Annotated in this window: 11 protein-coding genes and 1 pseudogene; 3 read left to right on the top strand and 9 right to left on the bottom strand. The window is 68.0% G+C overall.

Features of this window, described 5'->3' with window-relative positions; all coding sequences use genetic code 11:
• The 4 genes and pseudogenes from VFY73_RS02700 to glmS form a co-directional block, all read right to left on the bottom strand.
• A pseudogene (locus tag VFY73_RS02700) lies at window positions 1-132 on the bottom strand (VOC family protein); the annotation flags it as partial.
• 305 nt (window positions 133-437) lie between these two features.
• Window positions 438-1,379: a Tim44 domain-containing protein gene (locus tag VFY73_RS02695; RefSeq protein ID WP_329716369.1), complete on the bottom strand. Its 942-nt coding sequence runs from the start codon at window positions 1,377-1,379 to the stop codon at window positions 438-440.
• A 399-nt stretch (window positions 1,380-1,778) separates the two neighbouring features.
• Complete coding sequence (locus VFY73_RS02690; RefSeq protein ID WP_329716368.1) at window positions 1,779-2,237, bottom strand: GNAT family N-acetyltransferase; 459 nt, start codon at window positions 2,235-2,237, stop codon at window positions 1,779-1,781.
• Between the two features lie 120 nt (window positions 2,238-2,357).
• The gene (gene glmS / locus VFY73_RS02685; RefSeq protein ID WP_329716367.1) at window positions 2,358-4,193 is read right to left on the bottom strand and encodes a glutamine--fructose-6-phosphate transaminase (isomerizing); all 1,836 of its coding nucleotides are present in this window, start codon (window positions 4,191-4,193) and stop codon (window positions 2,358-2,360) included.
• 242 nt (window positions 4,194-4,435) lie between these two features.
• Between glmS and VFY73_RS02680 the strand changes: the two genes are divergently transcribed.
• On the top strand, window positions 4,436-4,906 hold the full coding sequence (locus VFY73_RS02680; RefSeq protein ID WP_329716366.1) for an Lrp/AsnC family transcriptional regulator: 471 nt from the start codon (window positions 4,436-4,438) through the stop codon (window positions 4,904-4,906).
• A gap of 22 nt (window positions 4,907-4,928) precedes the next feature.
• Here VFY73_RS02680 and VFY73_RS02675 read toward each other — a convergent pair whose 3' ends face one another.
• The 4 genes from VFY73_RS02675 to VFY73_RS02660 all read right to left on the bottom strand — a co-directional run bounded on the left by VFY73_RS02675 (window position 4,929) and on the right by VFY73_RS02660 (window position 8,919).
• Window positions 4,929-5,696, bottom strand: a complete 768-nt coding sequence (locus tag VFY73_RS02675; protein ID WP_329716365.1) for a zeta toxin family protein — start codon at window positions 5,694-5,696, stop codon at window positions 4,929-4,931.
• The gene (locus VFY73_RS02670; RefSeq protein WP_329716364.1) at window positions 5,693-5,968 is read right to left on the bottom strand and encodes a hypothetical protein; all 276 of its coding nucleotides are present in this window, start codon (window positions 5,966-5,968) and stop codon (window positions 5,693-5,695) included. The genes VFY73_RS02675 and VFY73_RS02670 overlap by 4 nt, the downstream gene beginning before the upstream one ends.
• A 66-nt stretch (window positions 5,969-6,034) precedes the next feature.
• Complete coding sequence (locus VFY73_RS02665) at window positions 6,035-8,227, bottom strand: HAMP domain-containing sensor histidine kinase (RefSeq protein WP_329716363.1); 2,193 nt, start codon at window positions 8,225-8,227, stop codon at window positions 6,035-6,037.
• Entirely contained in the window at window positions 8,227-8,919 is a 693-nt protein-coding gene (locus tag VFY73_RS02660) for a response regulator transcription factor (protein ID WP_329716362.1), read from the bottom strand. The genes VFY73_RS02665 and VFY73_RS02660 overlap by 1 nt, the downstream gene beginning before the upstream one ends.
• A 301-nt stretch (window positions 8,920-9,220) precedes the next feature.
• Here VFY73_RS02660 and VFY73_RS02655 point away from each other — a divergent pair, with 301 nt between their 5' ends.
• On the top strand, window positions 9,221-10,453 hold the full coding sequence (locus VFY73_RS02655; RefSeq protein WP_329716371.1) for a prohibitin family protein: 1,233 nt from the start codon (window positions 9,221-9,223) through the stop codon (window positions 10,451-10,453).
• Between the two features lie 22 nt (window positions 10,454-10,475).
• Entirely contained in the window at window positions 10,476-12,011 is a 1,536-nt protein-coding gene (locus VFY73_RS02650; RefSeq protein WP_329716361.1) for a hypothetical protein, read from the top strand.
• A gap of 175 nt (window positions 12,012-12,186) precedes the next feature.
• On the opposite strand, the gene cfa is transcribed toward VFY73_RS02650, so the two are convergent.
• A complete protein-coding gene (gene cfa, locus VFY73_RS02645; RefSeq protein WP_329716360.1) occupies window positions 12,187-13,398 on the bottom strand; it encodes a cyclopropane fatty acyl phospholipid synthase in 1,212 nt (403 codons plus the stop codon).
• Between the last annotated feature and the right edge of the window lie 58 nt (window positions 13,399-13,456).

Raw genomic sequence — 13,456 nt, 5'->3', positions numbered from 1 at the left:
GGCGGCGAGCTCGACTCCGTAGGCTGGCTCCCCTTCCGAAACCACGGTGACGCCGAGCGGCGCCAGAGCCTTGAGGAAAAACGCCTTGCTCGCGGCGAAGTCGCTGACTCCGAATTTGACGTGGTCAAACATGGGCCCTCCTGAAGTGTGCGGAGCCTGAAAAGTGAGCGGTCAGCCTGCATGCCGGCGATGGCAGCGCTTCAGACGAGTCGCTGGAAGAATCCGACGTGCCGGAGATGGGGCGCTGCTGCGTCACGCCATCGGTCGCTGCTGACAACGGTGGCCCCGGGCGGGTGAAGGTGAAGGGGCAGCGCCTTCGTGGTCTACGGCACACCAGCGACGTGCAAGGAGCCGCCGGGACGGGACACACACTGAAGGCGCCGCACCGCCGAGGCAAGACCCGGTGCGCACTGATGCCCACGCAGGCGTGGGGCCAGTTAGGCCGAGGCGCCCGACTGCGCGATCCCGGCGATGGCCCATTCGCGGCTGCCGTCGACCGGCTTCACGAGATGCCAGACTTCATCGAACGGTGCCGCCGATGCTTCTTTCTCTTCGCGGATCAGCCCGTGGAATCGCACGCTGACAATTTGGCGTTCGGCTTCCTGGGCGAAATCGAGCACCTGCGCATCGAGCTGCACGACGTCGGTCTGCTGGGTGTTGCCCTTGCGGTCTTGCAACTCGAGCCGGAAGGTAGCGAACATCTCGGGCGTGGCGAACTGGCGCAGGTCGTCCAGGTTGCCGGCATCGTTGGCAGCCTGCATTCGAATGAAGATCAGCTTGGCAATGCGTTCGAAGGCCGGGCCATCGAAGCCCGGGGGCAGGCTGCTGCCTGCCACGGCCGCCGGTGTCACCGAAAGACTCGTCGGGGAGGCACTTTGGGCAGTGCTGCCCGAACCGAACGCCGGCGCCCGCTCTGGCCGGCCGTGGTCACCCGAAGATCCGGCCCCGGCGTACTGCATGCTATGCGGCGCCGACATGGCGTGGCGGTTCGCCGCACTGGGCCCGAAACGCCGCAGCAGGAACCGCACCAGGAAGACGGCTGCCACCGCGAACAACACCATGGTCAGCAGGCTGCCGAACTCGGCGCCCATGCCGAGATGGCTCATCAGGGCGGCCAGGCCCAGCCCCGCCGCGATGCCGGCCAGCGGCCCCATCCACGAACGCTTCGGCGGGGTGGCGGGTGCGGCCGCGGCTGCGGGAGCAGTGGTTCCGGGCGTCGCGGCCGGCTTGGCCGGAACGGGTTGGGCGGGCTGCGGCTCGGGTGCCTGGCGCTTCATCCCCGACGTACGGCCTCCACCGAGTCGGCCGGCCTCGGCGTCGACAGCCACAAAACCGAGACCAGCGACGGCCACGCACAGAGTCATCAGAATTCGTTTCACGCGCACTTTCGTTGCACTGGGTAACTGCCATCATATGAGGGTGTGACCCACAAAGGGCAAGGGGTGATTCGGCCGCGGAGCATCGAGACCTCGCGCGCCTATGGCGCCGGGCCGTCAACGGCGTGCCGGAAAAGCCCCACGGTCATTCGACCGTGACGCTCTTGGCGAGCGTTCTGGGTTGTGGCAGCCGCCCGGCGCTACCGCGCCTTCACATCGCCGTGGCGATGTGAGCGTCAGCCGCAAGCCGCGCAATCTGCGTGCCGCAGGCGCGGGCACGCCATGCGTGCGTGTGTTCCCGGCGACTGAAGTCTGAGAAGTTCTGCCTGGTGCGGCCAACCGGCATTTCGCGGCAAAAGTCTGAGACTTCGACCATTGGATGCGAGCTTGAGCGGCGCGTCTCTAGCGCGATGTCTGAGACGTTATGGCATGCAGCGTCAGTTCAGGCCGCCCAAGTTCTTTCGTCATGTAATGCCTAACGTGACCGCCCGGGAAGCCCGTGAGCTGCCCAAACTGCCTGTAGCCAAGGCGTTCGTAAAAAGGGCGCGCCTGAAAGCTGAAGGTGTCCAGCAGCGCGAACCGGCAACCTCGACGAAAGGCTTCTGCCTCGGCGGACTGGACCAGTTGCTGCCCTATGCCAGCGCCCCGATGCGATTCGTCCACCCAGAGGAAGGCGATATCGAGATAGTTCCAGTACGTCTTCGCTGTCAGTCCACCGACGATCGCACCGTCAGGGCCACGCGCGAAGCTGCACAGCGGGCGCACGTCGTTGGTGGTAAATGCCTCGTTGAAGGCGCGCGTTTGGGCGACAACGAAAGCCTCGTCCTCTTCACGCGGGGAGTCGGTTGTATCGATCTTCATGAAGGCGAGGCTAGCTGATACCGAAGCGGCCGCCTACCAACACGGGAGGATGTCTCCGACTTTAATGGCGCGTCTCAGACATTGATGGCAGCGAACAGCGTGCCGCCAAGAGCGACACGGTCATTCGACCGTGACGCTCTTGGCCAGATTGCGCGGCTTGTCGACATCCGTCCCTCTTGCGCATGCCGTGTGATAGGCCAGCAACTGCAGCGGTACCACATGCAGGATCGGCGACAGCGCGCCGTAGTGCTCGGGCATGCGGATGACGTGCAGGCCTTCGTCGGCGGTGATGCGGCTGTCGGCATCGGCGAAGACGAACAACTCGCCCTTGCGCGCGCGCACCTCCTGCATGTTGCTCTTGAGCTTTTCGAGCAGCGCGTCGTGCGGCGCCACGGTGACGACGGGCATCTCGGCGGTGACGAGCGCGAGCGGGCCGTGCTTCAGCTCGCCAGCCGGGTAGGCCTCGGCGTGGATGTAGCTGATCTCCTTGAGCTTCAGCGCACCTTCGAGCGCAATCGGGTAGTGCAGGCCGCGGCCGAGGAAGAGCGCGTTCTCTTTGCGGGCGAAAGCCTCGGCCCAGCTGACGACCTGTGGCTCGAGCGCGAGCACAGCTTGCAGCGCCACGGGCAAGTGGCGCATCGCCTTCAGGTGCGCGGCTTCTTCTTCATCGGTCAGGTGGCCGCGCACTTGCGCGAGTGAAAGCGTCAGCAGAAAGAGTGCAGCGAGTTGCGTCGTGAAGGCCTTGGTGCTGGCCACGCCGACTTCGACGCCGGCGCGCGTGATGTAGGCCAGCGAGCATTCGCGCACCATCGCGCTGGTGCCCACGTTGCAGATCGTCAGCGTGTGCTGCATGCCCAGCGAGCGGGCGTGTTTCAGCGCGGCCAACGTGTCGGCCGTCTCGCCGCTCTGGCTGATGGTGACGACCAGCGTGCGCGGGTCGGGCACGCTGTCGCGGTAGCGGTACTCGCTGGCGATCTCGACATCCGTCTTGATCTTGGCAATGCTCTCCAGCCAGTACTTGGCGGTCGAGCCGGCGTAGTAGCTGGTGCCGCACGCGAGGATCAGCACGCGGTCGACTTCCTTGAACACGCGGTAGGCGCCGTCGCCGAACAGCTCGGGCGTGATGCCGTGCACGCCTTCGAGCGTGTCGGCGATCGCGCGCGGCTGCTCGAAGATCTCCTTCTGCATGTAGTGGCGGTAGGGGCCAAGCTCGGCCGCGCCGCTGGCCACGTGCACCGTCTTCACCTCGCGCGTCACCGGGCGGAACTGGCCGCTCGCATCGCGCGCGCTCACCCAGTGTTTGCCGAGCTGCAGGTCGACGACATCGCCTTCTTCGAGGTAGGCGATGCGGTCGGTCACGCCGGCCAGCGCCATCGCGTCGGAAGCGAGGTAACGCGCACCGCTGGCTTCGTCGACACCGAGCACCAGCGGCGAGCCTTCGCGCGCGCCGACCACGCGGTGCGGCTCGTCGCGGCTGAAGACGGCGATCGCGTAGGCGCCTTTCAGCCGCAGCACGGTGCGCTGCACCGCGTCGAACAGGTCGCCGTCGTAGTGATGGTGCACCAGGTGCGCGATGACTTCGGTGTCGGTCTGGCTCTCGAACACATAGCCCTTGGCCTTCAGTTCGTCGCGCAGCTCGTCGTGGTTCTCGATGATGCCGTTATGGACGAGGGCAATGCGGTCGCGCGAGAAGTGCGGGTGCGCGTTGTGCACCGCCGGCGCACCGTGCGTGGCCCAGCGCGTGTGGGCGATGCCGGTGCCGCTGGCCACGTTGTCGTGCTGCACCTGCGCCAGCAGATCGGCCACACGCTCGGTCGAGCGGCTGCGGCGAAGCGCGCCGTCTTGATGGACCGCGACGCCGCAGGAGTCGTAGCCGCGGTATTCGAGCCGCTGCAGGCCCTGAACGAGGATGGGGACGATGTTCTGGGCGCTGACCGCGCCGACGATGCCGCACATGGTGTGGTCTTTCTGGTGACGGGGCTTGGGCCTTCGACAGGCTCAGGCGGAACGGTTGGGCTCTGCGGGTGCGCGCCCTTCGACAAGCTCAGGGCGAACGGGCTCGGGGCTGAGGACGAGCGGTATGGGTGGCATCGTAGGCCCGCGCACTAGAAAGATGCTTTCAAAGTGGAGCCACGAATGGCATATTCAGTACACGACTCGGCAACATGAAATAATCCTTCTCCGTGGACAATGATTCGATGGATTCGATCACGCTCGACGTCGTCGACTGGCGCCTGCTGGACCTTCTGCAAGCCGACGCCAGCCTGACGAACCACGCGCTGGCCGAAGCCGCGCACGTCTCGCCAGCCACTGCGTTGCGGCGGGTCAAGCGCCTGCGCGAGATCGGGGTGATCGAGCGCTTCACCGCCCTGCTCTCGCCCCGCTTCGCCGGCCGCGGCCTGAGCGCGATCTGCGAGATCACGCTCGACCGCCAGGGCGATGAGCTTCAGGCGGCGTTCGAAGCGCGCGCGGTGGCCGACCCGGCGGTGCAACAGTGCTGGCGTGTCTCACCCGGGCCGGATTTCGTGCTCATCGCCTGGGCCGCCGACATGTCCGCGTTCCATGCCTTCACGCAGCGCCTGTTCACGCAGGACGCGAACGTGCGCAACGTGAAGACCTATTTCGCACTGAAGCGCGCGAAGTTCGACCCGCGGGTGGCAGCGCCCTGACGCCGTCCGTCTGCGCGGGGTCTCAGTCCTGGAACGAGCGCCACAGCGACGTGGCGACGAACCAAGCCGGCATCGCTGCGGTGCGCACCTCGAGCGACTCGCCGTTGGTGACCTCGGCGATCAGTTCGTGTGCCGCGCCAGAGTTGTCGAAGATGTAGGCCCGGTTGGCTGCGCCGCAGGCTTCATCCAGCAATTCGATCGACCGGTGGTAGCGCTGGACCACCTTGTCATCGGGCACCGCGTGACCGCCCTCGCTGACGCGCAGCCGCACCCGCTCGATATTGATCGTCGGATCACCGGTGGCCACGAAATACAGGTACGTCCGGTAGCCCTGCGCCTGAGCTTCACGCATGAAGGCCACTTTGTCCGGCGACGACATGACCGTTTCGAAGGTGAACGAGGCACCTTGGCTCAGCAACTCGCGGCGAATGAAGTCCGCCGTCACCGAAGCGAGGTACGAGTTGACGTCGGCCTGCGGGACCTGCAGCGCACCGCTCACCCAAGTGACACGATCGGCCACGCCAGCCAACCCTGCGCTCGTCAACAACCCTGACGAGTTCACGATGGCCGAAAACCTGCGCTGGAGGGCACCGTCCGTGCCGTCCAACTCGAAGTCGGCCAACTCAAGCTGGCCTCGCACCGCGAGCGCCTTCTCGATGTCGTCTGCGTTCACGTAGACACCGATCCACTCGGGTCGCAACTCGGTGTGGATCGTGCTCTTGCCCGAGCCATTCGGCCCGGCGAACACCCGAAGCCTCGCCTGCGAGCGCAGGGGCGGATCAGCGGTCACCGCGGAACGGGCGTCGCCTTTTTGCGCTTGAGCACCAAGCCCGGTTGCACCGGCGTGTCGGCGGGCAGCGCCTTGATCACGTGCTCAGAGCCGTCCGCGCGCAACTCGACCAGTTGACTGCTCGATGCTCGTCCGGCCTTCTTCATCACGACGCGACCGGTGTTCTTCAACGCCCGTTCGTGGGCCGCGCGGCCGGCCCGCGCCGCCAGCTCGGGGAACCGAGCCTCGGCATCGAGCATGCGGTCTTCGCTGATCGGGGGAATGCGGGTCATGAGGTGGGACACGGGGTAGGAAAGGGGATTTTGCATCCATTCGGCCGCGCCTGCCGGCCATGGCCGTCAAGCCCGCGCCAAGCGCAGCACGAAACTGACCCCACCTTCGGGCTCGTTGCGCGCTTCCACGGTGCCTCCCATCTTGGCCATGTAGGTGCGCACGACGAACAGGCCCTGGCCGCGGTGCGCGGGGTCGGCGCTCGGCTCGCCGGCGGCGTCGGACACGCCGTATTCGAAGATCCGGCCGACCAGTTCGTCGGGGATCGGCGGGCCCTGGTTGTGGATGGTGACTTCGACACCCGCGTCGACCGTCGCGAGCGTCAGCTGGATCGGTGTGCCCGCGGGGCGGTAGCGCTCGGCATTGCGCAGCACGTGGGTCACCACGTCTTCGAGCGAATACTCATCGCCACGCACCAGGCAGGGCGCGCCGGCGCTGGTGTAGCACACGTCGCTGATGCCAGCGTGCGGCGCGTTGTCGGCCACGTGGCGCAGGAACTCATCGATGTCCAGCGCGTTCACCGCCAGCGTCGTCGCCTCGAAGGCCTCGGTGGGTGAGGCCTGGCCGTAGAGCACGCGAACCGCCTGCTGCATGCGGCGAAGGTAGCGGTGGCTGGGGTCGGTGTCACCCGGGTGCAGCGCCAGCAGGCTTTGCAGCGGCGACATGATCTCGTGACCCACCGCGTGCCACTGCTCGCGCTCCTGCGCAGTGCGGATCTGTTCGCGGCGCACGTCGTCGTTGACGCGTTCCAGCAGCTCGGCGAGCGTACCGGCCAAGAGACCCAACTCGTCGCTGCCGCGCAGATCGGCCACATCGAGGCGGATCTCGTCGTCAGCTCCACCCTTCAGGCTCTGCACCCCGTGCCGCACCGCAGCCGCGCGCTTGGTCAGCAGCGTGATGCGGCGCACGATGCGCAGCTCGATCGCCACCCACGCGAGCACGATCGCCGCGAGCATCGCGACGACGATCCAGCCGACGCGCGCTGCGACGCGGCCGAGCGTGCGGTTGACGCTGCGCACGTCGCCGGTCAGCGTCAGCTCGTAGCGGCCGAGCGGCGTCGCGATCGTGTCCTGCGCAACCAGCGGCTGCTCGTAGCCTTCAACCTCGAGACGGCGGATCAGTTGCGCGGTGAAGCGGTCCCACCACGAAGGCTCGGCCACACCCGACACCTCATTGCCCTGCAGCAGCGCGAGCTCGGTATCGCCTTGCGCACCGGCCTTGGCCAGCCGCAGCGTCTCGCCGGGCAACAGGATGGGCTGCAGATCGGCCAGGCCGAAGGGCGGTGTCGCGTCGGGCTGGTTGCTGTCGAACAGCGTCGCGCCGCTGGGCGCCAGCACCTGCAGATGGATCAGGATGCGGTTCAGGTCGGCCGGCGGCCAGACGATCTGGCTGCGTTTGGTCTGCAGCTCGTCACGGAACAGTTCGATCGGCAGGCGCACCGAGTAGAACGCGCGGCGCGGGCAGTCGTCGCCGGTCTGGCCATCGACGCAGCGTGCGTCCTGCCAGAGCCAGCCGCGGAAGTCGCGCACGGGCTTGAGCGCCAGCGTGCCGTCGGCTTCTTCGGCGAAGCCGGTCAGGCGGCCGCGCTGCGCACCGGTGGTGTCTGGCCCGCCGAAGGAAGCGACGGGCCGCTCCCTAGCTTCCTTTGCCCCCTCGGGGGGCCTGCCGCGTCGCGGCAAGTTCGGGGGCTCCATTTCGTACGGCGCCAACCAGCGCCAGGTCTGGCCACGCATCGCCACCTCGACGCGCACGCGGTGCGCGGCGTTGAGGTCACGCACACCGGGCGGCTTGGGCACCAGCTCGCCGGTCGCGAAGCCGCCCACGGCGTAGATGAAGCCCCCCGCGAGCGGGTTGCTGCCGATCGCCACGCACAGCGTCGCGCCGTCGCCGTATTGCACGCCGCAGCCGGCCATCTCGACCGCCTGCTGCACCTTGGCCTTGTCGTCGAAATCGATCGCCGAGAACGGCAGCACGACTGGATGCAGCGGCGTCACCGCCGTGCCCCGCGCGTCGGGGTTCAGCAGTGCCAGCTGGCCGGTGGGGTGACGCAGCCGCGAGACGATCTGCTCTTTGGTCTTCGCAAAGCCCTCGCGGTAGGCACGCAGGCCCAGCTCCTTCTCTTCACGCAGCACGAAGCCGGCGAGCGCCACGGTGGCCAGCGCCAGCAGCACGAACACGCCGCGGAAGAAGACCCGCAGGCGCAGCGGGATGCGGGTGGGCAGCAGCGCCTGCACATCGGGCAGGCGGTTCGTCCACTGCATCACGGTTCCCAACGGAACCCGCGCATCGGCACGTTGGCAATGCCATCGAACGACGGATCGATGTCGCGGAACGCGTCGCGGATCGTGCTGACGTGCTTGCGGATGTTGTCGCGGTTGCGACCGCTCTTGACGACCTGGTAGAGGTCTTCATAGCTGACCACCTCGCCACGCCGTTGGTACAGCGCCGCGAGGATGCGCTGCGCCGTCAGCGGCAGGTTCACGCGTTGGCCGCGCCAGATCGCAGCACCCTGGCGCAGCGGGTCGAGCAGCAGCTCTTCGCGTGGCGCGGCAGGGGCAACGGCGGGCGCCTTGTCTTTGGTGGCACGCAGGATGTCGAGGAAGGTCTCGACGAAGTCGGCCTCGTCGAAGGTCGTCTTCTGCAGGTAGTCCCACGCGTCGAGCGCCTTCATGATGCTGCGGTAGATGGCCGCGGGCATCGCCGAGACCACCAGCACCGGCGTGCCGGCATGGCGCTTGTTGATCGCGTTGATGATCGCCACGCCGGCGTTGCGCTCGCGGCCGAGCTCGATGTCGAGCATCACCAGGTCATAGCGCTCGCGTTCCAGCGCGGCTTCAGCCTCGTCGCGGGTGAACCAGGTGTCGATCTGGATGCCCGGGCGCGCCGCCGCGATCCAGCCGCACAGCTGTTGGCTGGTCGGCTGGTCGTCCTCGATCACGGCCACTTTCACCATCGTTCGCTCCCGTCTGGTCCTGCTGGGCGGGATTATCCCGACGGCCCTTCCCGGCCGGTGTGAAGGTTTCTTCCGGACCCGGGCGGCAGCCTTCACAAGCCGGTGCGAACTGGGTGCGCGTCGCTCTCGCTTGCTCTGCGGTGAATTCGAAGAATGGGCGCCATGCCAAGCGAAGAACGCAACGGCGCCACGAGACAACGACGAGGACACCATGCAAGACGACACCACCCGCGACGACGACCAGCCCAGCACCTACGAAGCCCCTGAGCCGGCCCCGACCTGGAAGACCCGCCTGACGCGGATGGCCCGCGCCACCAGCGTGGCCTTGCGCCGCGGCGTCGGCAGCGGCGCCCGCACGCTGCACTCGTCGCGCACCGTGCTGCTGGTCGCCGGCCTGGCGATCGCCTCGGCCTACGTGCTGTGGAAGAACCCGCCGCTGGCCAGCATCGAGCACGGCGAAGTCGGCGTGCGCTCGAACCGCCTGACCGGTAGCACCACCGAGCTGCGCGAAGGCAGCGCGATCGTGCTGCCCGGCCTGCACACGCTGCGCACGCTGCCGCTGCGTGACCAGGTCTATCGGCCGCAGGGCAGCCTGCGCGCCGATGGCGAGTCGCCGTTCCAGTCGGTCGAAGGCCTGTCGCTGGGTGTCGACCTGTCGGTGCGCTACGCGCTGGACCCGACCCGCGTGAGCAGCGTCGCCGGCAACCTGCCGAACGACCTGGGCGCGGACATCGTGCAGCCGGCCATCAACGGCGTGATCTACAAGGTGATGGCGCGCTACACGGTGCGCGAGATCTTCTCGAGCAAGCGCGCCGAGCTGCAGCAGGCGATCGAGACCGAGCTGAAGCCGCGCCTGGCCGCCGACGGTGTGCTGCTGAAGGGCATCACGCTCGGCAAGATCGATCTGCCGGAAGACTACCGCCGCGGCATGGACCGCCTGCTGGCCGAGGAGCTGGCCACCGAGAAGATGCGCTACACGCTGGTGCTGAAGGAGAAACAGGTCGAGCAGACCGCGCTCGAAGCGCAGGCCGAGAGCGTGCGCCGCGAGAAGCAGGCCGAAGCCGCCGCGAAAGAGCAGGTGATCGCCGCGAAGGCGCAGGAAGAGGCGATGAAGCACGTGCTGCCGTTCAAGCAGAAGCAGATCGAGCAGCGCCAGCTCGAAGCCGAGGCCGAGAAGCAGGCCCGCGTGAAGGGCGCCGAAGCCAGCGCCCAGGCCCGCCGCATCGAAGCGCAGGGTGAAGCCGACTCGCGCCAGAAGCTGGCCGATGCCGAGGCCTATCGCCTGCAGAAGGTCGGCCAGGCCAACAGCGAGCAGATGGCGCGCGAGGGCGCGCTGATCACCCGCCACCCGCTGCTGATCCAGAAGACGCTGGCCGACAAGCTGTCGGACAAGGTGCAGGTGATCATCGCGCCGCCGCCGGCCGATGGTGGCTTCATCGGCGGGGCGCTGCTGGGCACGCAGGCCAAGGCCACGCTACCGGCGAACACCGGCCAATCGCAAGACGGATGGCAAGACGACTCGCAAGAGCAATGACGAGATCGACCAGGAGCCGATGATGATCACGACCGCTGCCGTTGCCGCCCTGTCGAGCCTCGCGCTCGTCACGCAAGATGCCACGCCGTTGCGCGCTTCGCCGACCGACAGCGCGCCCGCCCAGGCCCAGCTGTGGCCCGGCGACGCCCTCGAAGTGCGCGGTGAGCGCCTGGGCTACCTGCAGGTGTGGGATCACAAGCGCGAACGCGGTGGCTATGTGAAGGCCACCCAGGTGCGCGGCACCGATGCGAAGGAGGCCGATGCACCCGAGCTGCTCGCGGTGCTGCGCTTCGTCAAGGACACGCCGGGTTCGGAGTCGCTGGGTATCGCCTACGCCGCGGCCTACCTGAAGGCAGCGCCGGCCCGCGACATCGGCCCGGAGGCCTTCGATGCGATCGGCACGATGGCCGAGCGGCTGGCGCGGCGCGCGTCGTCGCGCAACACGACGCCCAGTACCACGCTGTCCGCGCACCTCGATGGTGTTGGCGCCTACGGCGTGCGGTGGGTCAACTTCGAGCGCGATGGCGTCGTGCAGCTCTGCTACGACGGTGACGCCTGGCGCCGCGTGCTGGCGATGCCGCAAGCCACGCCCGCGCAGCAGGCCCGTGCGGTGCTCGGACTGACGCGGCACGACTGCGTCGACCCGGCCCTCAAGCCGACCGAGCGTGAGGCCAACGACCGCTGGCGTGCCGAGCTTCTCGACAAGCTGCCGACCAGCGCGTTTGCGTCGCTGCCGGAGTGGACGAAGAACAAGTTGCGGTTGCGCCGTGCGGGCGTCTGGTCGTCGCTGGCATTCGCGCAGGCACGCCGCGGTGAAGCCGCGCAGGCAGCCGGACAACGGGCGGTCGATGAACTGGCGGGTGTACGTTCGACCGAGCTGGCCGAGGAAGACCAGGCCGAATACAACGACGCGGCGATCCGCGTGGGTGCTTCGCGTTGGGCCGCCTCGCCGGCACCGGTGGGCACGCCCGACATCAGCCGCCGCCCGACGCTGGTCACGCAAGCCGGTGAGCCGGGCGAAACCTGCCTGCTGCTGGTGGATGCCCAGCACGATGCGAAGAAGCCGCTGCTGCGCCGCTGCACCTGGGGTGTGGTTTGGATGAACTCCACCACGGCGGACCCGAGCGCGTCGTTGCTGACGGTGGCCGTGCAGCCGCTGGCCACGTGGCGCGAACTGTGGGTGGTCAGAAAGGTCAGCCCCCAGGCGGCTGGAATCCAGCCGCCGCCCCCCACGGGGGCGAGTCAACTCGGGAGCGGCCCTTCGTTGACTCAGGATGCCGAACAGGGCTGGGTGATCGACGTGCTCCCGCCTGCGCCGGGCAACCCGATGGGCGCCGACAGCGGCTACGTCGAATACGCCGGTTATGCGCCGGGCGCCGAGCCAAAGCTGCTGCTGGCCCGCGAGGCCCGCACCGAGGGCCGCTGGAACCGCCGCTTCGAAGTCGCCAAGCTGCCCACGCTGACAACCGACAAGTTCGCCAGCACGCCGCAAATCCTGGCCGCCTTCCAACGCTATCAAGATCCCCAGTGGAAACGCGGCACGGTCAGCATTCGCTAGACCTGACCCAGTCGGACGCGCGCAGCGCCGTCCCGTTCAAGTGGCGTGGATCCCCTCGGGGGGCTGAGGCCGGACATGAACAGTCCTGAGGGCTGTTCATGCCTGCCGAAGGGCCGAGCCTCTGGCACGGCGCGGCCTGCAAGGCAGGCCCCGGGAGGGGCCGTGGGGGCCCGCGTCACGCCGGGCGGTGATAGCCGCCCGGCACCCCACGTGGTGACAACACCCACTGCCACAGCTGGATGTCGCGGGCCCGGAAGGCACCGGCGCACGACAGCAGGTAGTAGGTCCACATGCGGCGGAACCGCTCTCCCAGCGTCTCGGCAAACCGCGGCCACGCAGCCTCGACGTTCGCATGCCAGCTCATCAGCGTGCGGTCGTAATCGGCGCCGAAGTTGTGCAGGTCTTCGACGACGAAACGCCGCTCGCAGACCCGGCCGATGCGGGCGATCGTCGGCAGCTCCCCGTTGGGGAAGATGTACCTGTCGATCCACGGGTCGGTGCCGTTGCCATGCTCGTTGCGGCCGATCGTGTGCAGCAGGAACAGCCCGTCGGGCTTCAGCGCGGTTTCGGCCACCCGCATGAACGCGGCGTAGTTCTTGTGGCCGACATGCTCGAACATCCCCAGGCTGACTACGCGGTCGAAATGGCCGCCCAGCTCGTCGACCTTGTCGATCAGCCCGCGATAGTCCTGCAGCCTGAACTCGATCGGCAGGCCGGCGCACAGCTCGCGCCCGAGCGCCACCTGCTCGGCCGACACGGTGACGCCAACGCACTGCACGCCAAAGCGTTCGGCGGCGTACTTCATGAGACTGCCCCAGCCGCAGCCGATGTCCAACACCCGCATGCCGGGCTGCAGCATCAGCTTGCGGCAGACGAGCTCGAGCTTGGCCTCTTGCGCCTCATCCAGCGTCTCGGCCCCACCGCCCCAGTAGGCGCAGGTGTAGGTCATGCGCGGGTCGAGCATCGCAGCGTAAAAGTCGTTGCCGAGGTCGTAGTGCTGTTGCCCGACCTGCCAGGCGCGTGACTGCGTCTGCAGGTTCAGCAGGCGGGCCTTCAGCAGATGCCACAGCGGCGGTTTGGCCGCCAACGCGATCGGACGGCCGCTGCGCGACGTCTGCGCCTGCACCAGCTTGTCGAAGAACTGGTCGAGCCGCTCCGCGGCCCAATGCCCGTCCATGTAGCTTTCACCGAGACCGAGCGTGCCCTGGGCCAGCACCCGCTCGGGCACGTCGGGGTCCAGCAGCTGCAGGTCCCACGGCCGATCGCCGCCGACGCGGATGTCGGCGCCCGCCAGCAGGCGCTCGAACCAGGCGCGCGCGCTGTCGCGTGGTGGGCCGCTGTGCGCCCCCGATGGGCCCTCTGTTGCACCGACCAGTTCCGCGTCCATGTGCACCGCTCCAACACCGTTGCCTGCCCTGCGCGCCTGCGTCAAGGGCGAGGCGCTG

The sequence above is a fragment of the Ideonella sp. genome, from assembly GCF_036277275.1.
Taxonomy (GTDB): domain Bacteria; phylum Pseudomonadota; class Gammaproteobacteria; order Burkholderiales; family Burkholderiaceae_C; genus Ideonella.
Note: the sequence above shows the minus strand (reverse complement) of the source record. Positions and strands in the feature narration are given on the sequence as shown.